We start from the raw sequence: 24,664 nt of genomic DNA, 5'->3' as shown, positions 1-24,664 counted from the left end.
GCGGGAGTTCGTGGTGGCTGGGGCGGCGTCCGTCCCGCCCTTCCGGGCGGCGGGAGTTCGTGGTGGCTGGGGCGGCGTCCGTCCCGCCCTTCCGGGCTGCGGGAGTTCGTGGTGGCTGGGGCGGCGGCCCTCCCACCCTTCCGGGCTGCGGACATGTCGCCGGCGACACCCAGGAAGGTCCACTTGGCGGACGGTCCAGCGAGGGAGCAGGTCAGGGAGCCAGCATGAGGGTATGGCCGCAGTCGACATCCCCGGTTCCAAGTCCCTCACCGCCCGCGCTCTCTTCCTGGCGGCGGCGGCCGACGGGGTCACCACCCTCGTACGCCCGCTCCGCTCGGACGACACCGAGGGCTTCACGGAGGGCCTGACCCGGCTCGGCTACCGCGTCGGGCGGACCCCGGACACCTGGCACGTCGACGGCCGCCCGCAGGGCCCCGCCGTCCCGGAGGCCGACGTGTACTGCCGCGACGGCGCGACCACGGCCCGCTTCCTCCCGACGCTGGCCGCCGCCGGCCACGGCACGTACCGCTTCGACGCCTCCGCGCAGATGCGCCGCCGTCCCCTGCTTCCGCTCACCCGCGCCCTGCGCGACCTCGGTGTGGACCTCCGGCACGAGGAGGAGGGCCACCACCCGCTGCGGATCGCGGCGGCGGGGGTGGAGGGCGGCGATGTGACCCTCGACGCCGGCCAGTCCTCGCAGTACCTGACGGCGCTGCTGATGCTGGGCCCGCTGACCCGCAAAGGCCTGCGCATCACGGTCACGGACCTCGTCTCCGCGCCGTACGTCGAGATCACGCTGGCGATGATGCGGGCGTTCGGCGCGTCCGTACGCCGTGACGGCGACGTCTTCGTGGTGTCGCCCGGCGGCTACCGCGCCACCACGTACGCCATCGAGCCGGACGCCTCCACCGCGAGCTACTTCTTCGCGGCGGCGGCCCTGACCGGCCGCGAGGTCACGGTCCGGGGGCTCGGCGAGGGCGCGCTCCAGGGGGACCTGCGCTTCGTCGACGTACTGCGCCGGATGGGCGCCCGGGTGGACGTCGGCCCCGACGCGACGACGGTGACGGGCACGGGCACGGGCGAGCTGACCGGCGTCACGGTCAACATGCGCGACATCTCCGACACCATGCCGACCCTCGCGGCCCTGGCCCCCTTCGCCTCCGGCCCCGTCCGCATCGAGGACGTCGCCAACACCCGGGTGAAGGAGTGCGACCGCCTGGAGGCCTGTGCGGAGAACCTCCGGAGGATGGGCGTACGGGTGGAGACCGGCCCCGACTGGATCGAGATCCACCCGGGGGCGCCGATGGGCACGGAGATCAAGACGTACGGCGACCACCGCATCGTCATGTCCTTCGCGGTGACCGGCCTTCGGGTCCCGGGCATCACGTTCGACGACCCCGGGTGCGTACGGAAGACGTTCCCGGGCTTTCACGAGGCGTTCGGGGCGTGGGCGGGGGAGGGCGTGTCCGCGTAGCCGGGGGAGCGGGCCGGGCCGGCGGACGGGCCGGGGGTCAGTGGGGGATGTCGTCGATGAGTTCGCGGGCGCCCTGGCGCAGCAGGGCGACGGCGACGGACGTGCCGAGGGTCGCGGCGTCGAGGCGGCCCGCCCACTCGTGGGCGTTCAGCACGGTCTTGCCGTCCGGGGTGAACACGCAGGCGCGCAGGGACAGTTCGCCTCCGCGCTCGACCTTCGCGTAGCCGGCGATCGGCGAGTTGCAGTGGCCCTGGAGGACATGGAGGAACATGCGCTCCGCGGTGGCCTCGCGGTGCGTGTCCGGATCGCCGAGGTCGCTGACGGTGTCGATCAGGGCCGTGTCGCCTTCGCGGCACTGGAGGGCCAGGATTCCCGCGCCGATCGGCGGCATCATCGTCTCGGGCGACAGGACTTCGGTGATCACGTCCGTCCGGCCGATGCGCTCGAGGCCGGACACCGCGAGGAGGAGCGCGTCCGCCTCACCGGCCGCCAGCTTCTCCAGACGCCGGTTGGCGTTCCCGCGGAACGGCACGCAGTCCAGGTGCGGATGGGAAGCGGCGAGCTGCGCGACGCGGCGCACGGAGGAGGTGCCGACCCGGGTGCCCTGCGGCAGCTCGTCCAGGGTCAGCCCGCCCGGGTGGACCAGGGCGTCCCGGATGTCGTCGCGCGCGAGGAAGGCGGCGAACATCGTCCCCGCCGGAAGCGGCCGGTCGGCCGGGATGTCCTTGACGCAGTGCACCGCGAGATCCGCCTCGCCCGCCAGCAACGCGGCGTCGACCTCCTTGGTGAACGCCCCCTTGCCCTCGACCTTGGCCAGATCCCCCATCCACTTGTCGCCGGTCGTCTTCACCGGGACGACCTCGGTGCGGATACGGGGATGGAGTACGGCCAACTCGGCGCGGACACGCTCCACTTGGGCCAGCGCCATGGGCGAGTCGCGCGAGACGATACGGATGAGTTCCGGGGCGGACATGCCGTTCACGATAGCCCGTCGGGCCGCGTCGGAATGGAGAACACATCAGCCCGGAGATCTGACAGAGTCGGGGGGACTGTCACGCTTGAGGGGGCTGCCATGGCACACGAAATCGTCGCGCGGGATGTGGACATCGAAGTGGGCGGCTCGATGCCGATGACCGCCTACCTGGCCCGTCCGAGCGAGGGCGGCAGCCGCCCGGCCGTGCTCGTCTGCTCCGAACTGTGGGGTGTGACCGAGGAGGTCCGGGACGTTGTGCGGCGTGTCGCGGCACTCGGCTTCGTCGCGATCGCCCCGAACCTCTACCACCGCTCCGGCCCGGAGACCGCCGCCGGTCTGGAGGAGAGCGATGCGAACCGCGAGCACGCCTTCGAACTGCTCGGTCAGTTGACCCGTGAGGACGTCGAGGCGGATCTGCGCGCCTGCACCGCCTACGTCCGCGACCACGCGGACGCCACCGGCGGGACCGGTGTGCTCGGCTTCAGCCTCGGCGGCCACATCGCCTACTTCGCCGCGAGCCGGCTGGACCTCGCGGCAGCGGCGATCTTCTACCCCGGCTGGCTGCCCGTCGCCGGCACCGCGCTGAGCCGTCCGGAACCGCTGCTGGAGGCGACCGACGGCATCGCCGACCGCGATGTGCGCATGCTGCTGTTCTTCGCGGAACTCGACCACGTCATCGACGCGGACCAGCGCGGCCGGATCGATCAGGCGCTGACGAAGGCGGGGGTACGCCACGAGACGGTCGTGTATCCGGGCGCCCAGCACGCCTTCTTCTTCCCCGGACGCGGCGTCTACGACGAGGCTGCCGCCGAGGACTCCTGGACGCGCGTGCGCACCTTGTTCGGTTCCGAGCTCGGCGAGTAGGCCGACCCTCCAGGTCACTGACCGCGCGAGTTCCGCCACAGGAATTTCGTTCGACGACCCCGGGCGCGTACGGAACACTTCGGCCGGTGACTTTCAAGCTGGAGGGACCCGTCCTGGAAGGCGCGCTCGTACGTCTGGAGCCGCTGGACCACCGTCATGCCGCCGACCTCGCCGTCGCGGCGGAGGAGGACCGGGGCTCGTACGAGTTCACCTGGGTGCCCCGGGCGGATGAGGTCGGGGCATACATCGACGCGCAGCTCGCCCGGGCCGCGACCGGCCAACTGGCGCCGTACGCCCAGGTGTCCGTCGCCTTGGGGCGAGCGATCGGCGCCACATCGTTCTGGGAGCCCCGCTGCTGGCTGACGGACGATCAACTCGACGCCATCGAGGTCGGCTTCACCTGGCTCGCCCGCTCCGGCCAGGGCACCGGCGTGAACGCCGAGGCCAAGCTCCTCCTCTTCCGCCACGCTTTCGAGCAGTGGGGCGTCTCCCGCGTCGACCTCAAGACCGACGCCCGCAACCGCCGTTCCCGCGCCGCGATCGAGCGCACGGGCGCCAGCTTCGAGGGCGTACTCAGGAATTGGTCCCGCTCCTGGGCGCCGGGCGAGGACGGCCTCCTCCGCGACTCCGCGATCTATTCGATTACGGCGGCGGAGTGGCCGGAGTGCCGGGAGTCCCTGTCCGCGAGGGTGAGGAAGGCGGTCCAGGTGGTGGGGGAGACGGTGAGGTAGGGGCGGTCAGGGGCCTTGGAGTCGCGTATGTGGATGGCGGAGGTGGTGGCCACCTCGACGCAATCACCGCCGGTGCTGTCGCTGTAGCTGCTCTTGCGCCAGGAGAGGGCGACTTCGAGGCATTCGCCGCCGCCCGAGTCGCTGTAGCTGCTCTTGAACCACTTCAGCTCGGTCATAGCTCACCCGCCAACTGCCTGATCAGGTCTACGGATTCGTCGGGCCGGAGGGCCTGCCGACTGATCATCGCATAACGGCGAGTGAGCACACCCACTTCGGTGGGCTCGGACACGAGCAGGCTCTTGCCCAGGGCTTCCGTGTAGACGAGGGACGTCTGCTCCGGGGTCTCGATCACGGTCATGGGGCCACGAAGCCCGGCATGAGGCCCGACGTTCGATGGCATGACCTGGATGACGAGGTTGGGGCGCTCGCTGCACTCGATGAGGTAGTCGTACTGATCGCGCATGACCTCCTTGTCGCCGATCCGCCGCCGCAGCGCATCCTCTTCCAGGATCGTGTTGATGACGCACACAGGCTTGCGGCCGAAGAGCGCCTTGCGCTCCATCCGCGCGAGCGTGAGCTGCTCGATCTCCACGTCCTCCAACGGCGGGAAGTCGCACTTGAGCAGCGCGCGCGTGTAGGCCTCGGTCTGCAGCAAGCCGTGCACCAGCTGGGTGCTGTACGACGACACACTCAGGGCCTCTTGCTCCAACTGGACGAAGCCCTGGAAGTACTCGGGATAACGCTCCAGTCGCAGGTACTTGGCCGCGGCCGCGATGATCCCGAACGAGTCCAGTGCTTTCTCGGCGGCCTTGATGAACTCATCGGTCGCAGGCTTCGCGCACGTCTCCACGGCGCTCACGGCCGCGCCCGAGTAGGCCATGCGCTGACCCAACTCGTCCTGCGTAAGCTCCGCATGGACGCGCACCAGACGCAACACCTCCGCGAAGTACTGCGCGGCAGGCGAGGACGAGTTCTTCTTGGGCTGCCCCATCGCAGTCACCACCCCCTCAACACGGCTCAACGCCAATCAACCCGTGCGCAAACCCAGTTGCCGCACGCGGTCGTCGACGCTCGGTCACTGGTGAAGGTAGCGACCAGCGCCGACAGTTTCCGTATGAACACAGAAAGTGACGGCGTAAACCCTCAAGCCCGCTCCTGGCGGCGGATGTTCATGCCGTTGGCCGAAAACGTCTCCGAGGCCCGGCGCGGAGCGCAGCTCGTACTCGCCTCCTGGGCGGCATCGGACGACGCGGCCGAGACCATCGCCCTGATCATCTCGGAGCTCGCCACGAACGCGGTCCGGCACGCTCGCGTGCCCGGCCGCTGCTTCGAGGTGGCGATGACGTACGACGGCGGGAAGGCGATCGAGATCGAGGTCTCGGACGGGTCACCGCATCACCCGGTGGTGAAGTCCTTTGATCCCGATGCGACTTCGGGCCGGGGTCTGCTCCTCGTGGAGGCTCTCTCCGACGCCTGGGAGGTGCGGGACCGCGCGTTCGGCAAGACCTTGTGGGCGCGCGTACTCAGCTGACCAGGTCTCCTGCCGTGGACAGCAGTTGATCTCGTACGGCGATCAGCACCGGGTCACGCTCCGAACCTGTTCGTACGGCCGCGAAGACGTTCCGGGATGGTGGTGCGCCCTCCGTGGTGAGCAGAGCGAGGCGGCGGTGGGCGTACAGCGGCTGGACCAGGCGGGGGATCAGCGCGACCCCCTGGCCCGCCTCGACGAGGGCGGCGAGCGCGCCCCAGTCGTTGACGGCGTGCCGGATGTCCGGCGTGAAACCGGCGGCGGCGCAGACGGAGCGGGCGACCGCACCGCAGCAGCTGCGGGCGTCGCCGACGATCCACGGGTCGGTGGCCAGTTCCCGCAACGACACCCGGTCGCGGCCCGCGAGGCGGTGGCCGGCCGGGACGGCGAGGTCCAGGACGTCGGTGAACAGGTCGGTGCGGGTGTAGCGCCGGTCGGTGTGGGGCGGGGCCGCCGCGAAGTCCACGGCGACCGCGACATCGACCTGGCCGGCGTCGAGCGCGGTGAAGAGGTCGGGTGGCTCGGCCTCCACGACATCGACGCGGACGTGGGGCAGCCGCGCCGCCAACGCGCTCAGCGCGCCGGGGAGGAGGCCGAGGATGCCGCTGGAGAAGCAGCCGATGGTGACCGACCCGCGCCCGCCCTCCCCGTACGCGGCCAAGTCGGCGCGCGCCCGCTCCAGTTGGGCGGCGATCAGGTCGGCGTGCGCCAGCAGCACGCGCGCCTGCCCAGTGAGCCGTACGCCCCTCCCGTCCCGCTCGGTCAGGGGCACGCCCGTCTCGCGGGCCAGCGCGGCGATCTGCTGGGAGACGGCGGAGGGGGTCAGGTGCAGGGCCTCGGCCGTTCGCGCCAGGCTGCCGCGGCGCTGGAGTTCGCGCAGGACGGTCAGGCGGCGCAGATCGACAGTGAAGGTCTCACTTATCCGTTCCACCCGGAAAGATTAACTGGACCTGCCTTCCGGTGATCGGAAACCATGGCCCCATGACGCAGCACTTCCTCATCCTCCACGGCTGGCAGAACCACCGCCCGAAGGACCACTGGCAGCACTGGCTGGCCGACCGGCTGACGGAGCTGGGCCATGACGTCACGTACCCGCAGCTGCCCGATCCCGACGACCCGGCCCTGGAGGTGTGGCTGACGGACCTGGCCCGTCACCTCGACGGTCTGCGCGGCGCCTCGGAGCGCGTCGTGCTCGCCCACAGCGCGTCCGCCGTGCTGTGGCTGCACGCCGTCGCACGCGGCGTACCCGGCGTCGACGTCGACCGGGTGCTCCTCGTCGCGCCGCCGTCCGCATCCGTCCTCGTACAGCACCCGGAGATCGCGGAGTTCGCCCCGCCGCCGCTGGACGACGTCGCGGTGCCCGGGCCCACCCGGCTCGTCGCGGGCGACGACGACCCGTACTGCCCCGAGGGCGCCCGCACCGTATACGGCGACCCCCTGGGCGTACCGACCGAGATCATCCCCGGGGCCGCCCACCTCGACCTGGACGCCGGTTACGGCTCCTGGCCCGCCGTACTGGACTGGTGCCTGGACGGGACGGCGCGGCTCACGGCTCGCCCGGAGCAGGGCTCGTAGGGCTCGTTGGGTTCGTAGGGCTCACCACTTCTTTATGCGCGGCCGGCCCCGCGTCGGTCCCGGGTGCGTCGGGCATGGTTGGCCGCGGCCGAGGGCTCGAAGAGCGAGTCGGAGCGCGATACAGCGGGCTCGGTCCGGGCGGTCCCGGCGCGCTGTCGCGGGGTGGGGCGGCTCCAGTCCCCGTCGCCGAGGACCAGCAGGGGGTCGAACATCACCACCACTCCGGCCAGGATCAGGAAGATGATCGGGCCGATGAGCAGGGGCAGCAGGAGCGAGGTGGGCGAATCGCCGACGTACGACCTGTCGGTCGTGTTGTGGAGGTGGACTCCCACGGCGGCCATGCCGGTGTAGTGCATGCCGGTTACGGCGACGCCCATGATCAGACTGGCGCCCAGAGCGGCGAGGAAACCCCGGATGGAGACGGCCGCCCACAGTGCGGCGGTCGCGGCGACGATGGCGATCACCACGGAGAGCGCGACGGTGACCATGTCGTACTGGACGTAGCCGTTCATCCGGAGCGCCGCCATGCCCATGTAGTGCATGGCGGCCACGCCGAGACCGGTGACGACACCCGCGGTGGCCAGGGTGCCGGCGCCGGCGCCGCGATACCCCACGGCGAACACGCCGACGCCGACGACGGCGATCGCCACGGCGAGGCTCAGCACCGTCAGGCCGACGTCGTAGCGGATACGGCTCTCCTCGACCCGGAAGCCGATCATGGCGATGAAGTGCATCGTCCAGATACCGCAGCCGATCGACGTCGCCCCGAGCGCGAGCCAGCCGGGTCTCCACGACTGCTCGTTGTGCACGGACCGGACGATGCAGCGCAGCCCCAGAGCGCTTCCCAGGCAGGCGATGAGATAGGCCGCAACCGGAGTGACCGCGCCGTATCTGAAACCGTCAACTGTGCCCTGCATATGCCAACTCCCCCCGAGTCATGGCTACTTGAGGGAGTAAGGTCTCGTGTCAGGGTTGCGTGAGCAATCCGTTACCGTTGGTATTCGGGTTAACTCTGTTTAACTCTCTGGCGCTGGCTCTCTGTCGCTTTGGTCAGCCGGCGTCGTTCAGCAGCCGGCAGAGGTGGTCGCGGCCCGGGCCCAGCAACCCGGCCAGCGGGGCGGCCGCCTCGTACCACCGCTTCTCGTACTCCCAGCACAGCCAGCCGTCCCAGTCGTGGCGGGCGAGGACCTCGACGCACTCGGTGAGCGGCAGGACGCCGGTGCCCAGCGGCAGCGGGGTGGTGTCGTCGGCGGACGCGATGTCCTTGACCTGGACATAGCCGAGGTACGGGGACAGCGCCGCATAGGTCGCCGACGGCTGCTCGCCGCCCAGCCAGGTGTGCATCACGTCCCAGAGCGAGCCCACCTGATGGTGGCCGACCAGGCCCAGGACGCGGATCGCGTCGGCGCCGGTGCGGTGCGAGTCGTGGGTCTCCAGCAGGATCCGTACGCCCAGGTCGGTGGCGTACTCCGCCGCCGTGCCGAGGCGCCGGGCTGCCGTCGCGTCGGCCTCCTCGGGATCCTGGTCGGTGCCGGCGCCGGGGAAGACCCGCACGAAGGGGGCGCCCACGTCGCGTGCGAGGACGAGGAGTTGGCGGATCTCGTCGATCACGGGCGCGTCGTCCCCCGGCGCCGCGACGCGCGCGTACCCCGCGAGCCCCAGGATCTCGATTCCGCCCGCCTTGAATTCCGCCGCCACAGTGGCCCGTTCGGCCGCACTGATGCCCGGGTGAACGGGCTCCTCCGGATGCGCCCGCAGTTCCACGCCGTGATAGCCGTGCGCGGCGGCGAGCCGTACGACGTCGGGGATCGGGAGTCCGGGCACACCGAGGGTGGAGAATGCCAGCTTCATGATCAGGGACCCTACTCGTCAGTCCTGCGTCCCGTGCAGATCCAGCCGCCAGTCCTGGCCGACCAGATCCGCCCCGAAGGAGCGATGCGGCTTCTCGGAGACGAGGACGAAGCCGTGGCGCTGGTAGATGCGGCGGGCGGCGGTGAGGACGTCGTTGGTCCACAGGACGAGTTCGCGATAGCCGACGCCACGCGCGAAGTCGACGACGGCCTCGACGAGCCGATCGCCGATGCCGAGCCCGCGCGCGTCCGGCTCGACGAGGAGGAGGCGGAGCCGGGCGGTGCCGGGGGCGTCGTCCCGTACGCACATGACGCACCCCACGGGCCGTCCTCCCCCACTCTCGGCTTCGCTCGAGCGGGGGGACCCCCACTGCTCGGCGATCCACACCCGCTCCAGGTGCGGATCGTGATCCTCGGCGAAGTCGGCGACGATCCTCGCGACCAGACCTTCGTAGTCGGTGTTCCACCCGTACTCGGCCGCGTACAACGCCGCGTTGCGCTGCACGATCCAGCCCAGGTCACCGGGGCCGGGCTCGCGCAGCGCGACGTCCTCGCGGCGGGGGCCGCCCCGGCCGTCGCCCAGGATCGTCCGCACCGTGCGCATCGCCTCCGCGAGCCGTGACCGGTCGGCGGGGGCCACGGTCGCGAGCAGCGCACCCACGGTTTCCCGCGCCCGCTCGTCCAGCAGGTCGGCGGCGTCCCGGCCGCGTGCGGTGAGCGTGATCCGACGGCGGCGCGGGTCCTGCTCGGACGGGGCCCGCTCGACCAGCCCGTCCTGCTCGAACTTGTTGAGGATGCGGCTCAAATATCCTGAATCCAGGGAGAGTTCGGTCCGCAGGTCCACCGCGTCCGTACGCGGGGAGTGCGCGAGCTCGTAGAGGACGCGGGACTCCGTGAGCGTGTACGGGGCGTAGAGGTGGCGGCCGTAGTCGAGCGCGCCGATGACGTTCGTGTAGAAGCGGTTGAAGGAGCGGATGTCCTGGACGGTCATGATCGGCCCCGGCTGGTCGGCTCTGGTGGTCGGCCCCGACTGGTCGGCGCGGATGGCTGACTCAGTCAGAGATACCGTTGCTCCGAGAATAGAACGACTGACCGCGCACGCCTACCCCTCTGCCCTCTACGCCTCGTCGGATGGCCGGTAGACGCACACGTCCACGCCCGTCTTGCTGGTGACCGTGGAGACCAGTTCGAGCGGGCGCTTCACGCCGTCGTCGGGGAAGATCGTCTTGCCGCCGCCCAGGATCACCGGCATGCGCATGAGCCGGAGCTCGTCGACCAGGCCCTCGCGCAGGAGGGTGCGCACGAGCGTGGGGCTGCCCATCATCGACAGGTCGCCGCCATCCGTCTCGCGCAGCTCCCGGATGCGGGCGAGGGCCTGGTCGCCGGGGATGAGCGTGGTGTTGTTCCACGTCGTCAGCTCGTCCTCGCCGAGCGTGCTGGACACGACGTACTTCCGGACGGAGTTCATCCGATCGGCGAACGGGTCCCCCGCCCGCTCGGGCCAGGCCGCCGCCATCGACCGCCACGTACGGCGCCCGAACAGCAGCGCGTCCGCCGTGCCCAGCGCGTCAGCGAAGGCGCCGCCCACGACGTCCGGATCGAAGTACCGGTGCGTCCAGCCGCCGTGGGCGAAGCCGCCCTCGGTGTCCTCGTCGGGACCGCCGGGCGCCTGCACGACGCCGTCCAGACTGATGAACTCGCTGATCACGATGCGCATGGGAGGGGCTCCTGTTCGTCGCTCGGGTGATTACGGCAATGAGGACCGGCGCAGGGCTCGGAAATCATCGCTCCCGCGATCAGATCTTCCGTCCGGATCTTCTGTCCAGATCTTTCGTCCGGTTTCTTACGTCAGTCGTTGATGCCCAGGGGTGGCTGCCCCTTCGTCCAGACCGCCCGGATCGCGACCCGGCTGAAGCGCCAGCCGGCGGGGGTGCGGCGCAGGTCGGCCTCGTAGTGGCCGCCGACCGTGAACAACGGGTCGGCGTCCGCGCCGCGCTCCCGGAGGGTGGTGTCGTGGTGGACGTGGGTCATCAGCGCGTTCCAGGAGGCCGTGGCTTGGCCTGCCTCGGCGTCGACGTCGGTGAGGATCCCGGCGGCGATGTGCTGGGTACGGTCGTAACGCGCCAGCGCCTCCTCCGTGGCGCGGGCGGCGTCGGGTCCCTCGGTGGTGCCGAGGGGGGTCTCCATGCGTACGTCCTCGGTGACGAAGTCGAGGATCCAGGCTGCGGCGAACTTGCGCTCGTCCAGGGTGCGGAAGAGCTGGTCGACGAGGGTGCGGATCTCTGCGTGAGCGGTTTCCGCGGGCTGGGTCTGTGTGGTCATGGGCCGACCCTCGCAACTCAAGCGGACTTGAGGTCAAGGGACGGGTGCGGGTTCCGGCTTCAGGGGCGCGGGGAACTGCGCAATCTTTTAGGGGGGTCTGGGGGGCGGAGCCCCCCAGGGATGGGACGGGTAGGGGCGGAGGGGGCGAAGAAAACGCTTGGGCCCGTCGGCCCGGGGGCGCGCGGTCAGGCGCGCGGCCCCCCAGTAGACCCCCGTACCATCAACTCCCCCCGCACCGTGGCGATCCCGCCCGGCGGCGGCTCCTCCCGCCCCATGGCGATCCGCCCGGCGCGGGCCCCCGCCTCGAAGAGGGGAAGCCGCACCGTAGTGAGCGCGGGCACGGCATCGATGCTGAAGGGCAGGTCGTCGAAGCCCGCGACGGACACGTCGTCCGGGATGCGCAGTCCCGAGTCCCGGAGAGCCGCGCACGCACCCAGCGCCACCGTGTCGTTCGCGGCGACCACAGCCGTCAACGACGGGTCGCGGCGCAGGAGTTCAAGCGTCGCCTCATACCCCGACCGGCGGTCGTAGCGGCCGTGCACCGTCCACCGCGGATCGTCCGCGATGCCGTGCGCGGCCAGCGCGGCCCGGTGTCCCTCCAGCCGGTGCCGCGTCGTCGTCCGCTCCTCGGGGCCCGCGATGTAGCCGAGCCGCCGGTGTCCGAGCCCGATCAGATGCTCGGTGAGCTGCTGACCGCCCCCGCGGTTGTCGAAGGTGAGCGCGATCGCCTCGGCGGCCTCGGGCGCCGGCGGCCGCCCGCACAGGACGACCCGGGTCCCGGCCTCGGCCAGCTTGCGCAGCTTCGCGGCGACGGCGGAGGCGTGCGCGGTGTCCTCGACGGCACCCCCGGTGAGGACGACGGCGGCGGCGCGTTGGCGCTGAAGGAGCGTGAGGTAGGTGAGCTCGCGCTCCGGGGAGCCGCCGGTGTTGCACACGACCCCGAGCCGTTCCCCGCCCGCGCGCCCCCCGGGACCGCCGATCTCCGACTGGATCGCGGCCGCCATGATCCCGAAGAAGGGGTCGGCGATGTCGTTGACCAGGATGCCGACGAGGTCGGACGTCGCCGCGGCCAGCGAGCTCGCGGGCCCGTTCAGTACATACTCCAGCTCGTCCACCGCGCGCAGCACTCGCTCGCGCGTGGACGCCGCGACGGGATAGTTCCCGTTCAGCACCCGGGACACGGTCGCGGGTGAGACCTGCGCACGCGCCGCCACGTCCGCCAGGGTCACGGTCATCTCGTCGTCCTCCGGTCGCGCATCTCGTCGTACCTCTTCGTACGTCGTCGTGCCAGTCGTGCCTAGTCAGTCGTGCCTAGTGAGTCGTGCCAAGTCAGCCGTGCCTGGTCAGCGTGCCCAGTCATACGTCGTCCTACGTCGCCATGCACGTCGTACGTCGTCCTACGTCGTCGTACGTCGTCACGCGTCGTCGTACGGCGTCGAACACCGGGGCCCAACGTCCTGCACACCGCTTCCCACGATCACGGCCCGTGCAGACCATACGACCATCGGCCCCCGTTGTTCGCCCCCTCGAACAACTCGACCTCGACACGGTCTTGTCCGGACCGCTGCACAGAGGCTAGCTTCTCATCAGATAGAAAGCGCTTGCTGTAACGCTCACCTGTGGGCGTACGCGGCGCCTGACGCGTACGAAGGGAATGACGTGACACGCAAGACGGTGCGTATCGCCATGAACGGCGTGACGGGACGCATGGGCTACCGCCAGCACCTCGTCCGCTCGATCCTCGCCCTGCGCGACCAGGGGGGCCTCGACCTGGGCGACGGCACCGTGCTGTGGCCCGAGCCCGTCCTCGTCGGCCGCCGCGAGCACGCCCTCAAGGCGCTCGCCGAGCAGCACGGCCTCGAGCACTGGTCGACGGACGTGGACGCGGTCCTCGCCGACCCGACCGTCGACATCTACTTCGACGCGCAGGTCACCTCCGCCCGCGAGGAGGCCATCAAGAAGGCCATCACCGCCGGCAAGCACATCTACACCGAGAAGCCGACCGCGACCGGCCTCGACGGCGCCCTGGAACTGGCCCGGCTCGCCCACGACAAGGGCATCAAGCACGGCGTCGTCCAGGACAAGCTCTTCCTCCCCGGACTGCTGAAACTCAAGCGGCTCATCGACGGCGGCTTCTTCGGGCGGATCCTGTCCATCCGCGGGGAGTTCGGCTACTGGGTCTTCGAGGGCGACTGGCAGACCGCCCAGCGGCCCTCCTGGAACTACCGCGCCGAGGACGGCGGCGGCATCGTCGTCGACATGTTCCCGCACTGGGAGTACGTCCTGCGCGAGCTGTTCGGCCGCGTCACCTCCGTGCAGGCGCTCACCGCCACCCACATCCCGCAGCGCTGGGACGAGCAGGACAAGCCCTACGACGCGACGGCCGACGACGCCGCGTACGGCATCTTCGAGCTGGAGGGCGGCGCGATCGCCCAGATCAATTCGTCGTGGGCCGTGCGTGTCCATCGCGACGAGCTCGTCGAGTTCCAGGTGGACGGAACCGAGGGATCGGCCGTCGCCGGGCTGCGCAACTGTCGTGTTCAGCACCGCAGTTCGACCCCCAAGCCGGTCTGGAACCCGGACATCCCGGCCACCTACTCCTTCCGTGACCAGTGGCAGGAAATCCCCGACAACGCCGAGTTCGACAACGGCTTCAAGGCCCAGTGGGAGCTGTTCCTCAAACACGTCTACGCCGGCGCGCCCTACCACTGGGACCTCCTCGCCGGCGCCCGTGGCGTCCAGCTCGCCGAACTGGGCCTGAGGTCCTCGGCGGAGGGCCGTCGTCTCGACGTACCGGAGATCGCGCTGTGACCATCCAACTCCCGGGCGTGGGAGGCGTGTTGCGTACCTACACCCCGCGCGCCGAGCCCCTCGCCCTCGCCACCGGCGCACCCTTCACCTCCCGTACGGTCTTCTCGGCCGCGCACGTCGTCGCCGACCCGTACGCGGACGTCTCGCCCGACTCGCCCGCCGCCGTCGACTGGGACGCGACGCTCGCCTTCCGCCGCCACCTGTGGTCGCACGGGCTCGGTGTCGCCGAGGCGATGGACACCGCGCAGCGCGGGATGGGCCTGGACTGGGCGGGCGCGGCGGAACTCATCCGCCGGTCCGCCGCCGAGGCCAAGGCGGTCGGCGGGCGTATCGCGTGTGGCGTCGGCACGGACCAGCTCACCGGTCCGGCCTCGCTGGAGCAGGTCCGGGCGGCGTACGAGGAGCAGCTCGCCCTCGTCGAGGAGACCGGCGCGCAGGCGATCCTGATGGCCTCGCGGGCGCTGGCGGCGGCCGCGCATGGCCCCGAGGACTACCTCGACGTCTATGGCCATCTCCTCCGCCAGGCCACCGAACCGGTGATCCTGCACTGGCTGGGTCCGATGTTCGACCCGGCGCTGGAGGGCTACTGGGGGTCGAGTGACCTCGACGCGGCGACGGACACCTTCCTGGAGGTGATCGCGGCCCACCCCGACAAGGTGGACGGCATCAAGGTGTCGTTGCTCGACGCCCAGCGGGAGGTCGACCTGCGCCGCCGCCTCCCGGACGGCGTCCGCTGCTACACCGGCGACGACTTCAACTACCCCGAGCTGATCGCCGGCGACGAGCAGGGCTTCAGCCACGCGCTGCTCGGCATCTTCGACCCGCTGGGCCCGCTGGCCGCGCAGGCGGTACGGGTCCTGGACACGGGCGACGTCAAGGGATTCCGCGAACTCCTCGACCCCACGGTCGAGTTGTCCCGCCATCTCTTCCAGACGCCGACGCGCTTCTACAAGACCGGCGTCGTCTTCCTTGCCTGGCTGGCCGGGCACCAGGAGCACTTCACCATGGTGGGCGGGCTGCAGTCGGCCCGCTCGCTCCCGCACTTCGCGCGCGCCTACGAACTCGCCGACGGCCTGGGCCTGTTCCCGAGCCCGGAGCCGGCCGAGGCGCGCATGAAGACCCTGCTCGCCCTGTACGGAGTGACCCCATGAGCCTCGCCCGCTTCTCCATCAACCAGATGACGGTCAGGCAGCTGTCCCTGCCGGAACTCGTGGACGCCTGCCTGGAGGTGGGCGTCCAGGGCGTCGGCCTCTGGCGCGAGCCCGTCCAGTCGTACGGCGTCGAGGCGACCGCCAAGCTCGTCCGCGACGCGGGCCTCGCGGTGACGACCCTGTGCCGGGGAGGCTTCTTCACGGCGATCGACCCGGACGAGCGCGCCCGGGCCCTGGACGACAACCGGGCGGCGATCGACGAGGCGGCGACCCTCGGCACGGACACCCTGGTCCTGGTGTCCGGCGGTCTGCCGGCCGGCTCCAAGGACCTGCACGGCGCGCGGGAGCGCATCGCCGACGCGCTCGGGGAGTTGGGCCCGTACGCGGCCGAGCGCGGCGTACGGCTGGCCATCGAACCACTCCACCCGATGTACGCCGCCGACCGCTGCGTGGTCTCCACCCTCACCCAGGCCCTGGACCTCGCGGAACGCTTCCCCGCGGACCAGGTGGGCGTCACCGTCGACACGTACCACATCTGGTGGGACGACACGGCCCCCGCGCAGATCGCCCGCGCGGGCGCCTCCGGCCGCATCCACACCTTCCAGCTGGCCGACTGGACCACCCCGCTGCCCGAGGGCGTCCTCAACGGCCGCGGCCAGCTCGGCGACGGCTCCATCGACATGCGGGAGTGGCGCTCCTACGTCGAGGCGGCCGGGTACGACGGGCCGATCGAGGTCGAGCTGTTCAACGACGCGCTGTGGGCGCGGGACGGGCGGGAGGTGCTGGCCGAGACGGTGGACCGGTTCCTCGAACACGCCGCCTGAGGGCCGGGGGCGCGCCGTCCGAGGGTCGGAAAAGATTTTCAGAAGACCGTGCAACCCTTTCCCTACCTCGCGGGTCGTACTTGGCATCAGGACTTCTGGAGGGGGATCTGGGGGGATCGCGGGGGTTCTGATACGGAGGGGAAAGCCGAGGGGCCCGGTCGACGGACCGGGCCCCTCGAAGTCTTCGGAGACCTTTTCTGCAGACTCAGCGCCTCAGAAAAACACCCCGCAGCGCAGCAGCACATTCGCGTACGGCCGGGCCTCCCCGGTGCGGACGATCAGCTTCGCGTCCGCCGACAGCGACTTCAGCTTCTCGTGCGAGACCAGCTCAAGGTCGGGGAAGCGGGCCTCCAGCAGCGCCGTCGCCGCCGGGTTCGCGTCCCGGACCTCGTGCGCGGCGGTCGCGCCCTCCACCACCAGTTCGTCCAGCAGCCCGTCGAGCACCTCCAGGAAGGAGGGCACCCCGGCCCGGAAGGCCAGGTCCACCACGCGCGGGCCCGCCGGTATCGGCATCCCCGCGTCGCACACCAGGACACGGTGCCCATGCCCCAGCTCGGCGAGCGCGCCCGCGAGATGGCGGTTCAGAATTCCGGCCTTCTTCATAGGGCTTCGACCTCCTGCGCGGTCGGGAAGGATTCCTGCGCGCCGGGCCGCGTGACGGCGACGGCCCCGACCCGGGCGGCGTACGCGGCGGCCTCCGGCAGGGACTCCGACTGCCCGAGCCGCCAGGCCAGTGCCGCGGTGAAGGCGTCGCCGGCACCCGTGGTGTCCACGGCCTCGACGCGCACCGCCGGCACGCGCGCGACGCCCTCCGAGGAAGCCACCAGCGCACCTTCCGCGCCCAGCGTGACGACCACCGAGCGCGGGCCGAGGGCGAGCAGGGCCGTCGCCCAGTCCTCGGGGGAGTCCCCGAGCGCCGTACCGACGATCACGCGTGCTTCGTGCTCGTTCACGATCAGCGGGTCGCAGGCCGCGAGGACCTCGGGGGGTAGCGCGCGCGGCGGCGACGGGTTCAGTACGAAACGGCTGCCGGGAGCGAGAGCGCGTACGACCTCCTCGACCGTCTCCAGCGGGATCTCCAGCTGCGCCGAGACCACCCGGGAGGCCTGGAAGAGGCTCCCGGCGGCCCGTACGTCCTCGGGTGTGAGCCGGCCGTTGGCGCCCGGCGAGACCACGATGCTGTTGTCCCCCGACGGGTCCACCGTGATCAGCGCGACCCCGGTGGGCGCCCCGCCGACCAGCACGCCCACGGTGTCGACGCCCGCGTCCCGCTGCGAGTCGAGCAGCAGCCGGCCGTGCGCGTCGTCGCCGACCCGGGCCAGCAGGGCCGTACGGGCTCCGAGGCGGGCGGCGGCGACGGCCTGGTTGGCGCCCTTGCCGCCGGGGTGGACGGCGAGGTCGGAGCCGAGCACCGTCTCGCCGGCCGCGGGCCTCCGCTCGACCCCGATCACCAGGTCGGCGTTGGCCGATCCCACGACCAGAAGGTCGTAGTCGTACATGAACTTTTCTCCCTGTATAGGTGAGTTGATGCGCCGGTACGGGCGGATCCCGTCGGGATCCGCCCGTACCACCTGGCGCCTGCCGGCCGACGGTGGTCAGCCGCCGAACCCGGCCACGTTCTCCTTGGTGACCACCTTCACCGGCACCTTCACCGTCTCCTGGACCTTCTCGCCCTCGGCGGCCTTCAGCGCGTTGTCGACCGCGATCCGGCCGAGCTCCTTCGGCTGCTGGGCGACGGACGCGTACAGCGTGCCCGCCTGGACCGCCTTCAGACCGTCGGGGGTGCCGTCGAAGCCGATGACCGCGACGGACGTGCCCGCCTTGGAGCCGAGCGCCTTGATCGCGCCGAGCGCCATCTCGTCGTTCTCGGCGAAGACGCCGTCGATGTCGGGGTGGGCCTGGAGCAGGTTCGTCATGACGTCGAGGCCCTTGGTGCGGTCGAAGTCCGCGGGCTGCCGGGCGACGACCTGGATGCCGGGGTAGGCCTTCAGGCCCTCGGCGAAGCCCGCGCCGCGCTCACGGCTGGCGGACGTACCGGCGAGGCCCTGCAGGATCACGATCTTGCCCTTGCCGCCCAGCTTCTCGGCGAGCGCCTTGGCGCCCAGCTTGCCGCCCGCGACGTTGTCGGAGGCGACGAGCGCGGCCGTGTCGGCCTTGTTGACGCCGCGGTCGACGCCGACGACGGGGATGTCGGCCTTGTTCGCGGCGCGGACCGCCGGGCCCGCCGCGTCCGAGTCCACCGGGTTGACGATGATCGAACCGAGGCCCGAACTGGTGAAGTTCTGCAGCTGGTTGGCCTGCTGCGAGGCGTCGTTCTGCGCGTCGGTGACGGTCAGGTCCACGCCGAGCTTCTTCGCCTCCGCCTGCGCACCCGCCTTGATCTGCACGAAGAAGGGGTTGTTCAGGGTGGACAGGGACAGGCCCACCTTCTGGGTCGTCGACGAGGGCGAGCCGGTGTGCAGGAAGGACATGGCGCCGACGACGGCCGCCGCGACCACGGCCGCGATCACGTACGTCGCCGCCTGCTTGCCCTTGCCGCCCGGCGTGCCGGCACCGGCGGCCACCGGGGTGGCCCCGGCCTTGCGCCGCACCGTGTCGAGCAGCACCGCCAGCGCGATCACCACACCGATGACGACCTGCTGCCAGAACGCGGACACGGAAAGGAGGTTGAGCCCGTTGCGCAGCACCGCCAGGATCAGCGCGCCGATCAGCGTGCCGGACGCCTTGCCGGTGCCGCCCGCGAGCGAGGCGCCGCCGATGACGACCGCGGCGATCGCGTCGAGCTCGTAGCCCTGCGCGGCCTGCGGCTGCGCGGAGGAGAGCCGGGAGGCGAGCACGATGCCCGCGGCGGCCGCGAAGAGACCGGAGAGGGCGTAGATGGCGAGCTTCTGCTTCTTCACCCGCAGGCCGGACAGGCGCGCGGCCTCTTCGTTGCCGCCGATCGCGTACATGGAGCGGCCGATGTACGTACGGCCCAGGATCACGGCGGTGATCAGGCCCATGACGACCATGACAAGGACCGGCACCGGCAGCCAGCCGCCGAGCGTGTCACCGAGGTGCGAGACCGAGTCGGGGAAGGCGATCGGGCTGCCCTGCGAGATCACCAGGGACAGGCCGCGGCCCACCGAGAGCATGGCGAGGGTCGCGATGAACGGCGGCAGCTTCCCGTACGAGATCAGGATGCCGTTGACCAGGCCGCACGCGATGCCGGTGGCGACCGCGAGGATCACCGCGATCCAGACCGGGACGCCCTCCGAGGTCGCCATCCAGGCGAGGACGGTGGCCGACAGCGCGGCGACCGAGCCGACCGACAGGTCGATGCCCGCCGAGACGATCACGAAGGTGACGCCGAAGGCGAGGATGGCGGTGACGGCCGCCTGGACGCCGATGTTGAGCAGGTTGTCCGTCGTCAGGAAGTCGCCGGACAGCGCCGACATCGCGATGACGAGGGCGATGAGCGCGGTGAGCGCCCCGTTGTCGAGCAGGAGGCGGCGGACCGCCGAGGCGCCACTCGCGCCCGATGTGCTCTTGAGCGTGTCAGTGGCCACGGAGGGCCTCCTTGTCGTTCTCAACTGCGGTAGTGGTGGGGGTGCTGACGGCGAGTGCCATCACGGAGTCCTGCGTCGCCTCGTCCGCGGACAGCTCGCCCGCGATCCGGCCCTGGGCCATCACCAGGACCCGGTCGCTCATCCCCAGGACCTCGGGCAGATCGCTGGAGATCATCAGGACGGCGGCACCGGCGGCCGTCAGTTCGTTGACGAGCTGGTAGATCTCGACCTTGGCGCCCACGTCGATGCCGCGGGTCGGCTCGTCGAGGATCAGCACCTTGGTGTCGGCGAGCAGCCACTTGCCGATGACGACCTTCTGCTGGTTGCCGCCGGAGAGGGTGCGCACATGCTGGCCGAGGCCCGCCATCCGGACGCCGAGCTGCTTGGCGATCCGCGCGGCGGCGACCCGCTGGCCCTTGAGGTCGACGAGCCCGCCGCGGGTGGCGGCGCGCAGGGTGACCAGGCCGAGGTTCTCCTCGACGGAGGCGTCCAGGACGAGGCCCTGGCCCTTGCGGTCCTCGGGGATGAGCCCGATGCCGGCTTCCATGGCGGCGTTCACGTCATGGCGGCGCAGTGCGGCGCCGGCGACCTTCACGGCGCCCTTGTCGTACGGGTCGGCGCCGAAGACCGCGCGGACGACCTCGGTGCGTCCGGCGCCCACGAGCCCCGCGATGCCGACGACCTCACCGGACCGCACCTCGAAGCTCACGTCGTGGAAGACACCGTCGCGGGTCAGGCCCTCGACGGTGAGCAGCGCGGCCCCGGCGTCCGCCCGTTCCCGCGGATACTGCTGCTCGATGGACCGGCCCACCATGAGGCGTACGAGTTCGTCCTCGGGTGTGGACGCGGGCACCTGGCCGACGCTCTTGCCGTCCCGGATGACCGTCACCCGGTCTCCCAGGGCGGCGATTTCCTCCAGATGGTGCGTGATGAAGACGATGCCGACACCGTCCTCGCGCAGCTGGCGCACGATGGCGAAGAGTTTTTCGACCTCTTCGGAGGTGAGCACCGCGGTCGGCTCGTCCATGATCAGGACGCGCGCGTTCAGGCTCAGCGCCTTCGCGATTTCGACCATCTGTAGGCGTGCGATGCCGAGTTCACGCACCCGCGCGCGGGGGGACACGTTCACACCGACCCGCTTCAGCAGCTCGGCGGCGTCGGCCTCCATCGTCTTGCGGTCGATCATCCCGAAGCGGCGCGGCTGCCGGCCCAGGAAGATGTTCTCGGCGACCGTCAGATCGGGGACGAGGTTGAACTCCTGGTAGATGGTCGCGATCCCGAGGCGCTCGGAGTCCTGCGCCCCCTGGATACGGACCTCCTCGCCGTCGACGAGGACGCGCCCGGCGTCGGGGTGGTAGGCGCCGGAGAGCATCTTGATCAGCGTGCTCTTGCCCGCGCCGTTCTCGCCGAGCAGCACGTGCACCTCGCCGCGGCGCAGGTCGAAGTCCACGCTGTCGAGCGCGACCACGCCGGGGAAGGTCTTGCGTATCCCTTCGATACGCAGCAACTCGTCCTGGGCTCACGGGTTGCTCCTCTTGGTGGCAGGGGCCTCGCCGCACGAGCGGCGTACGACGAGACGGGCGGGGAGGGTGACGGACTGCGGGGGCCGCCCCTCGATGCGATCGACCAGGGCGCGTACGGCGGCCCGGCCCAGCTCGCCCGTCGGCTGGGCGATCGCGGTGATCGGCGGATCGGTGTGCACGAACCACGGGATGTCGTCGAAGGCGGCGAGCGCGATGTCGTCGGGAACCCGCAGCCCGCGCGCGCGGATGGCGTCCAGCGCGCCGAGCGCCATCAGGTTGTCGGCGGCGAAGACGACCTCGGGCGGCTCGGCCAGGTCGAGGAACCGCTCGGTGGCCTGGCGTCCGCTCTCGGCCTGGAAGTCGCCCTGGCCTATGTACGCGTCCGGGAGGGGCATCCCGTACTCGGCCATGGCCTCCCGGAACGCCTCGACCCGCTCACTGCCGGTCGTGGTCGCGGCCGGGCCCGCGATGATGGCCAGCCGCCGGTGTCCGAGACCGTGCAGATGGGCGACCAGGTCACGCACGGCCGCGCGCCCGTCCGCCCGGACGACGGGCACGTCCACGCCCGCGATCCAGCGGTCCACGAAGACCATCGGCGTCCCCGCGCGCGCGGCGTCCAGCATCCCGGGGGAGCCGCCGTCCGTGGGGGAGACCAGCAGGCCGTCGATGCGGCGGTCGAGCAGCGTACGGACGTGGTGGTCCTGCAGCTCGGGCCGCTCGTCGGCGTTGCCGATGATGACGCTGTAGCCGAGGGCGCGGGCCTCCTCCTCGACGGAGCGGGCCAGCTCGGTGAAGTACGGGTTGAGTACGTCGCTGATGACGAGGCCCAGGGTGCGGGTCTGGTCGGTGCGCAGGGAGCGGGCGACGGCGTTCGGGCGGTAGCCCAGGTTCTGTACGGCGGCCAGCACACGGGTGCGTGCGTCCGCGCTGACCGACGGATGGTCGTTCAGGACCCGCGAGACCGTGGCGACGGATACGCCGGCCTCGGCGGCAACGTCCTTGATGCTCGCCATCGCCGCTCCACCTCCTCGTGGAATCGATTACACGGAGGATTGGAATCGATTACACAGACAATTGACAAGACCCCGAGACCGGATCGTGATGAAAGTCGCCCACAGCGTCGGCGCGCTGTCGGGGAAGTTGTCCACAGGTCCGCGCACTGTCAGAGGCGGGCGGTAGCGTCGGATCATGTCCAATCAGGCGGGGAGCCAGCCGCTGCACCTGGCGGTCGTGGAAGGCGTACTCGAGCGCATCACATACGCCAACGAGGAGAACGGGTACACGGTCGCCCGAGTCGACACCGGCCGAGGCGCCAGCGACCTGCTCACCGTCGTGGGCTCACTCCTCGGCGCCCAGGTCGGCGAGTCCCTGCGCATGGAGGGCCGCTGGGGCTCCCACCCCCAGTACGGCAAGCAGTTCACGGTGGAGAACTACACGACGGTGCTCCCCGCCACCGTCCAGGGCATCCGCCGCTATCTCGGCTCCGGCCTGGTCAAGGGCATCGGCCCGGTCTTCGCCGACCGCATCACCCAGCACTTCGGCCTGGACACCCTCCAGATCATCGAGGAGGAGCCCAAGCGCCTCATCGAGGTGCCGGGCCTCGGCCCCAAGCGCACCCAGAAGATCGCCGACGCCTGGGAGGAGCAGAAGGCGATCAAGGAGGTCATGCTCTTCCTCCAGACCGTCGAGGTGTCCACCTCCATCGCGGTCCGCATCTACAAGAAGTACGGCGACGCGTCGATCTCCGTCGTCAAGAACCAGCCCTACCGCCTCGCGGCCGACGTCTGGGGCATCGGCTTCCTCACCGCCGACAAGATCGCCCAGTCCGTCGGCATCCCGCACGACAGCCCGGAGCGCGTCAAAGCCGGCCTCCAGTACGCACTTTCGCAATCCACCGACCAGGGCCACTGCTATCTCCCCGAGGAGCAACTGATCGCGGACGCCGTGAAGTTGCTCCAGGTGGACACGGGCCTGGTCATAGAGTGCCTGGCCGAGCTGGCGGCGCCGGCCGAGGAGGGCGAGGATCCCGGTGTCGTACGGGAGAAGGTCCCGGGCCCCGACGGCGGCGCCCCGGTGACGGCCGTCTACCTGGTCCCCTTCCACCGCGCCGAACTCTCCCTCTCCGCCCAGCTGTTGCGCCTGCTGCGCACCGACCAGGACCGGATGCCCGGCTTCCACGACGTGGCCTGGGACAAGGCGCTGGCCTGGCTGAAGGGGCGTACGGGCGCGGAGTTGGCGCCCGGGCAGGAGGAGGCGGTCCGGCTCGCGCTCACCAAGAAGGTCGCCGTGCTCACCGGAGGGCCCGGCTGCGGCAAGTCGTTCACGGTCCGCTCGATCGTGGAGCTGGCGCGCGCCAAGCGGGCGAAGGTCGTCCTGGCCGCCCCCACGGGCCGTGCGGCCAAGCGCCTCGCCGAGCTGACCGGCGCCGAGGCCTCCACCGTGCACCGGCTCCTGGAGCTCAAGCCGGGCGGCGACGCGGCGTACGACAAGGACCGGCCGCTGGACGCCGACCTGGTCGTCGTGGACGAGGCCTCCATGCTCGACCTCCTCCTCGCCAACAAGCTGGTCAAGGCGGTGGCTCCGGGCGCCCATCTGCTGTTCGTGGGTGACGTCGACCAGCTCCCCAGCGTCGGCGCGGGCGAGGTCCTGCGGGACCTGCTCGCCGACGGCAGCCCCATCCCCTCCGTCCGGCTCACCCAGGTCTTCCGCCAGGCCCAGCAGTCCGGGGTGGTGACCAACGCGCACCGGATCAACTCCGGGCAGCACCCCGTCACCGACGGCATGAAGGACTTCTTCCTCTTCGTCGAGGACGACACCGAGGAGGCCGGCCGGCTCACGGTGGACGTGGCGGCGCGCCGGATTCCGGCCAAGTTCGGACTGGACCCGAGGCGGGACGTCCAAGTACTGGCCCCCATGCACCGGGGCCCGGCCGGCGCGGGCAACCTCAACGGCCTGCTCCAGCAGGCGATCACGCCCGGCCGCCCCGACCTCGCCGAGAAGCGTTTCGGCGGCCGCGTCTTCCGTGTCGGCGACAAGGTCACCCAGATCCGCAACAATTACGAGAAGGGAAAGAACGGCGTCTTCAACGGCACCGTGGGCGTTGTCACCTCGCTCGATCCGGTCGAACAGCGCCTGACGGTGCTGACCGACGAGGACGAGGAGGTGCCCTACGAATTCGACGAACTCGACGAGCTGGCCCACGCGTACGCGGTGACCATCCACCGCTCCCAGGGCAGCGAGTACCCGGCGGTGGTGATCCCGGTCACCACGGGCGCGTGGATGATGCTCCAGCGCAATCTTCTCTATACGGCGGTCACCCGCGCCAAGAAGCTGGTCGTCCTCGTGGGCTCCCGCAAGGCGATAGGCCAGGCGGTGCGCACGGTGTCGGCGGGACGACGCTGTACGGCCCTGGACTTCCGCCTCGCACCCCGCCCGTTGGAGGGCTGACGCCCGGTCTCCTGGAGGACTGAAGCGGCCTGGAATCGGCGGC

At 70.8% G+C, this 24,664-nt stretch carries 24 protein-coding genes; 9 read left to right on the top strand and 15 right to left on the bottom strand.

What is annotated here, in order from left to right:
• Positions 1 to 232 precede the first annotated feature (232 nt).
• Positions 233 to 1,474, top strand: coding sequence for a 3-phosphoshikimate 1-carboxyvinyltransferase (gene aroA / locus ACFY0T_RS15785; protein ID WP_388869767.1), 1,242 nt, complete (start codon positions 233 to 235; stop codon positions 1,472 to 1,474).
• 37 nt (positions 1,475 to 1,511) lie between these two features.
• Here aroA and hemC read toward each other — a convergent pair whose 3' ends face one another.
• Complete coding sequence (gene hemC / locus ACFY0T_RS15780) at positions 1,512 to 2,447, bottom strand: hydroxymethylbilane synthase (protein ID WP_388869764.1); 936 nt, start codon at positions 2,445 to 2,447, stop codon at positions 1,512 to 1,514.
• A 99-nt stretch (positions 2,448 to 2,546) separates the two neighbouring features.
• On the opposite strand from hemC, the gene ACFY0T_RS15775 reads away from it, so the two are divergent.
• A complete protein-coding gene (locus ACFY0T_RS15775) occupies positions 2,547 to 3,311 on the top strand; it encodes a dienelactone hydrolase family protein (protein ID WP_388869761.1) in 765 nt (254 codons plus the stop codon).
• 86 nt (positions 3,312 to 3,397) lie between these two features.
• The gene (locus ACFY0T_RS15770; RefSeq protein WP_388869758.1) at positions 3,398 to 4,042 is read left to right on the top strand and encodes a GNAT family N-acetyltransferase; all 645 of its coding nucleotides are present in this window, start codon (positions 3,398 to 3,400) and stop codon (positions 4,040 to 4,042) included.
• Here the strand turns inward: ACFY0T_RS15770 and ACFY0T_RS15765 are convergent.
• Both ACFY0T_RS15765 and ACFY0T_RS15760 read right to left on the bottom strand, forming a co-directional pair.
• Positions 3,946 to 4,218 (bottom strand): DUF397 domain-containing protein, encoded by a 273-nt coding sequence (locus ACFY0T_RS15765; protein WP_388869756.1) that lies wholly within the window; start codon positions 4,216 to 4,218, stop codon positions 3,946 to 3,948. The genes ACFY0T_RS15770 and ACFY0T_RS15765 overlap by 97 nt on opposite strands.
• Positions 4,215 to 5,033 (bottom strand): Scr1 family TA system antitoxin-like transcriptional regulator, encoded by an 819-nt coding sequence (locus ACFY0T_RS15760; protein WP_388869753.1) that lies wholly within the window; start codon positions 5,031 to 5,033, stop codon positions 4,215 to 4,217. The genes ACFY0T_RS15765 and ACFY0T_RS15760 overlap by 4 nt, the downstream gene beginning before the upstream one ends.
• Positions 5,034 to 5,156: 123 nt before the next feature.
• On the opposite strand from ACFY0T_RS15760, the gene ACFY0T_RS15755 reads away from it, so the two are divergent.
• Entirely contained in the window at positions 5,157 to 5,573 is a 417-nt protein-coding gene (locus ACFY0T_RS15755; protein ID WP_388869751.1) for an ATP-binding protein, read from the top strand.
• Here ACFY0T_RS15755 and ACFY0T_RS15750 read toward each other — a convergent pair.
• Positions 5,566 to 6,501, bottom strand: coding sequence for a LysR family transcriptional regulator (locus ACFY0T_RS15750; protein WP_388869749.1), 936 nt, complete (start codon positions 6,499 to 6,501; stop codon positions 5,566 to 5,568). The two genes, ACFY0T_RS15755 and ACFY0T_RS15750, sit on opposite strands and share 8 nt — an antisense overlap.
• A gap of 50 nt (positions 6,502 to 6,551) precedes the next feature.
• Between ACFY0T_RS15750 and ACFY0T_RS15745 the strand changes: the two genes are divergently transcribed.
• Entirely contained in the window at positions 6,552 to 7,145 is a 594-nt protein-coding gene (locus tag ACFY0T_RS15745) for an RBBP9/YdeN family alpha/beta hydrolase (protein WP_388869746.1), read from the top strand.
• Positions 7,146 to 7,177: 32 nt separating this feature from the next.
• Here the strand turns inward: ACFY0T_RS15745 and ACFY0T_RS15740 are convergent, their stop codons facing one another.
• The 6 genes from ACFY0T_RS15740 to ACFY0T_RS15715 all read right to left on the bottom strand — a co-directional run bounded on the left by ACFY0T_RS15740 (position 7,178) and on the right by ACFY0T_RS15715 (position 12,552).
• The gene (locus ACFY0T_RS15740) at positions 7,178 to 8,062 is read right to left on the bottom strand and encodes an MHYT domain-containing protein (protein WP_388869743.1); all 885 of its coding nucleotides are present in this window, start codon (positions 8,060 to 8,062) and stop codon (positions 7,178 to 7,180) included.
• A gap of 133 nt (positions 8,063 to 8,195) precedes the next feature.
• A complete protein-coding gene (locus ACFY0T_RS15735; protein ID WP_388869740.1) occupies positions 8,196 to 8,996 on the bottom strand; it encodes a sugar phosphate isomerase/epimerase family protein in 801 nt (266 codons plus the stop codon).
• An 18-nt stretch (positions 8,997 to 9,014) separates the two neighbouring features.
• A complete protein-coding gene (locus ACFY0T_RS15730) occupies positions 9,015 to 9,986 on the bottom strand; it encodes a GNAT family N-acetyltransferase (RefSeq protein ID WP_388869738.1) in 972 nt (323 codons plus the stop codon).
• A gap of 126 nt (positions 9,987 to 10,112) precedes the next feature.
• Positions 10,113 to 10,712: a dihydrofolate reductase family protein gene (locus ACFY0T_RS15725; RefSeq protein WP_388869735.1), complete on the bottom strand. Its 600-nt coding sequence runs from the start codon at positions 10,710 to 10,712 to the stop codon at positions 10,113 to 10,115.
• Positions 10,713 to 10,843: 131 nt separating this feature from the next.
• Complete coding sequence (locus ACFY0T_RS15720; protein ID WP_388869733.1) at positions 10,844 to 11,317, bottom strand: nuclear transport factor 2 family protein; 474 nt, start codon at positions 11,315 to 11,317, stop codon at positions 10,844 to 10,846.
• A 185-nt stretch (positions 11,318 to 11,502) separates the two neighbouring features.
• Positions 11,503 to 12,552: a LacI family DNA-binding transcriptional regulator gene (locus ACFY0T_RS15715; protein WP_388869731.1), complete on the bottom strand. Its 1,050-nt coding sequence runs from the start codon at positions 12,550 to 12,552 to the stop codon at positions 11,503 to 11,505.
• A gap of 424 nt (positions 12,553 to 12,976) precedes the next feature.
• Between ACFY0T_RS15715 and ACFY0T_RS15710 the strand changes: the two genes are divergently transcribed.
• The 3 genes from ACFY0T_RS15710 to ACFY0T_RS15700 are packed head-to-tail and all read left to right on the top strand — an operon-like array spanning position 12,977 to position 16,103.
• On the top strand, positions 12,977 to 14,128 hold the full coding sequence (locus ACFY0T_RS15710) for a Gfo/Idh/MocA family protein (RefSeq protein ID WP_388869729.1): 1,152 nt from the start codon (positions 12,977 to 12,979) through the stop codon (positions 14,126 to 14,128).
• Positions 14,125 to 15,279, top strand: coding sequence for a dihydrodipicolinate synthase family protein (locus ACFY0T_RS15705; protein WP_388869726.1), 1,155 nt, complete (start codon positions 14,125 to 14,127; stop codon positions 15,277 to 15,279). The genes ACFY0T_RS15710 and ACFY0T_RS15705 overlap by 4 nt, the downstream gene beginning before the upstream one ends.
• Positions 15,276 to 16,103: a sugar phosphate isomerase/epimerase family protein gene (locus ACFY0T_RS15700; RefSeq protein WP_388869723.1), complete on the top strand. Its 828-nt coding sequence runs from the start codon at positions 15,276 to 15,278 to the stop codon at positions 16,101 to 16,103. The genes ACFY0T_RS15705 and ACFY0T_RS15700 overlap by 4 nt, the downstream gene beginning before the upstream one ends.
• Before the next feature lie 213 nt (positions 16,104 to 16,316).
• Here ACFY0T_RS15700 and rbsD read toward each other — a convergent pair whose 3' ends face one another.
• The 5 genes from rbsD to ACFY0T_RS15675 form a co-directional block, all read right to left on the bottom strand.
• On the bottom strand, positions 16,317 to 16,706 hold the full coding sequence (gene rbsD / locus ACFY0T_RS15695; protein ID WP_388869720.1) for a D-ribose pyranase: 390 nt from the start codon (positions 16,704 to 16,706) through the stop codon (positions 16,317 to 16,319).
• Complete coding sequence (locus ACFY0T_RS15690; protein WP_388869717.1) at positions 16,703 to 17,602, bottom strand: ribokinase; 900 nt, start codon at positions 17,600 to 17,602, stop codon at positions 16,703 to 16,705. Before ACFY0T_RS15690 ends, rbsD begins: the two co-directional genes overlap by 4 nt.
• Before the next feature lie 96 nt (positions 17,603 to 17,698).
• The gene (locus ACFY0T_RS15685; RefSeq protein WP_388869714.1) at positions 17,699 to 19,651 is read right to left on the bottom strand and encodes a substrate-binding domain-containing protein; all 1,953 of its coding nucleotides are present in this window, start codon (positions 19,649 to 19,651) and stop codon (positions 17,699 to 17,701) included.
• Positions 19,641 to 21,158, bottom strand: coding sequence for a sugar ABC transporter ATP-binding protein (locus ACFY0T_RS15680; RefSeq protein WP_388869711.1), 1,518 nt, complete (start codon positions 21,156 to 21,158; stop codon positions 19,641 to 19,643). The genes ACFY0T_RS15685 and ACFY0T_RS15680 overlap by 11 nt, the downstream gene beginning before the upstream one ends.
• A gap of 12 nt (positions 21,159 to 21,170) precedes the next feature.
• Positions 21,171 to 22,187: a LacI family DNA-binding transcriptional regulator gene (locus tag ACFY0T_RS15675; RefSeq protein WP_388869708.1), complete on the bottom strand. Its 1,017-nt coding sequence runs from the start codon at positions 22,185 to 22,187 to the stop codon at positions 21,171 to 21,173.
• Positions 22,188 to 22,362: 175 nt separating this feature from the next.
• Here ACFY0T_RS15675 and ACFY0T_RS15670 point away from each other — a divergent pair, with 175 nt between their 5' ends.
• Positions 22,363 to 24,621 carry an ATP-dependent RecD-like DNA helicase gene (locus ACFY0T_RS15670; protein WP_388869705.1) on the top strand — a complete coding sequence of 753 codons (2,259 nt, stop codon included), beginning with the start codon at positions 22,363 to 22,365 and terminating at the stop codon, positions 24,619 to 24,621.
• The last annotated feature ends 43 nt before the right edge of the window (positions 24,622 to 24,664 follow it).

Source organism: Streptomyces sp. NPDC001530, assembly GCF_042894545.1.
Taxonomy (GTDB): domain Bacteria; phylum Actinomycetota; class Actinomycetes; order Streptomycetales; family Streptomycetaceae; genus Streptomyces.
This window is presented reverse-complemented; position numbering and strand designations above follow the sequence as displayed.

What these genes read in the sequence shown, in the direction of transcription:
- aroA (WP_388869767.1), top strand. Translation starts at nt 233, where the DNA reads ATGGCCGCAGTCGACATCCCCGGTTCCAAGTCCCTCACCGCCCGCGCT.
- hemC (WP_388869764.1), bottom strand. Translation starts at nt 2,447, where the DNA reads ATGTCCGCCCCGGAACTCATCCGTATCGTCTCGCGCGACTCGCCCATG.
- ACFY0T_RS15775 (WP_388869761.1), top strand. Translation starts at nt 2,547, where the DNA reads ATGGCACACGAAATCGTCGCGCGGGATGTGGACATCGAAGTGGGCGGC.
- ACFY0T_RS15765 (WP_388869756.1), bottom strand. Translation starts at nt 4,218, where the DNA reads ATGACCGAGCTGAAGTGGTTCAAGAGCAGCTACAGCGACTCGGGCGGC.
- ACFY0T_RS15760 (WP_388869753.1), bottom strand. Translation starts at nt 5,033, where the DNA reads ATGGGGCAGCCCAAGAAGAACTCGTCCTCGCCTGCCGCGCAGTACTTC.
- ACFY0T_RS15755 (WP_388869751.1), top strand. Translation starts at nt 5,157, where the DNA reads ATGAACACAGAAAGTGACGGCGTAAACCCTCAAGCCCGCTCCTGGCGG.
- ACFY0T_RS15745 (WP_388869746.1), top strand. Translation starts at nt 6,552, where the DNA reads ATGACGCAGCACTTCCTCATCCTCCACGGCTGGCAGAACCACCGCCCG.
- ACFY0T_RS15740 (WP_388869743.1), bottom strand. Translation starts at nt 8,062, where the DNA reads ATGCAGGGCACAGTTGACGGTTTCAGATACGGCGCGGTCACTCCGGTT.
- ACFY0T_RS15735 (WP_388869740.1), bottom strand. Translation starts at nt 8,996, where the DNA reads ATGAAGCTGGCATTCTCCACCCTCGGTGTGCCCGGACTCCCGATCCCC.
- ACFY0T_RS15730 (WP_388869738.1), bottom strand. Translation starts at nt 9,986, where the DNA reads ATGACCGTCCAGGACATCCGCTCCTTCAACCGCTTCTACACGAACGTC.
- ACFY0T_RS15725 (WP_388869735.1), bottom strand. Translation starts at nt 10,712, where the DNA reads ATGCGCATCGTGATCAGCGAGTTCATCAGTCTGGACGGCGTCGTGCAG.
- ACFY0T_RS15720 (WP_388869733.1), bottom strand. Translation starts at nt 11,317, where the DNA reads ATGACCACACAGACCCAGCCCGCGGAAACCGCTCACGCAGAGATCCGC.
- ACFY0T_RS15715 (WP_388869731.1), bottom strand. Translation starts at nt 12,552, where the DNA reads ATGACCGTGACCCTGGCGGACGTGGCGGCGCGTGCGCAGGTCTCACCC.
- ACFY0T_RS15700 (WP_388869723.1), top strand. Translation starts at nt 15,276, where the DNA reads ATGAGCCTCGCCCGCTTCTCCATCAACCAGATGACGGTCAGGCAGCTG.
- rbsD (WP_388869720.1), bottom strand. Translation starts at nt 16,706, where the DNA reads ATGAAGAAGGCCGGAATTCTGAACCGCCATCTCGCGGGCGCGCTCGCC.
- ACFY0T_RS15690 (WP_388869717.1), bottom strand. Translation starts at nt 17,602, where the DNA reads ATGTACGACTACGACCTTCTGGTCGTGGGATCGGCCAACGCCGACCTG.
- ACFY0T_RS15675 (WP_388869708.1), bottom strand. Translation starts at nt 22,187, where the DNA reads ATGGCGAGCATCAAGGACGTTGCCGCCGAGGCCGGCGTATCCGTCGCC.
- ACFY0T_RS15670 (WP_388869705.1), top strand. Translation starts at nt 22,363, where the DNA reads ATGTCCAATCAGGCGGGGAGCCAGCCGCTGCACCTGGCGGTCGTGGAA.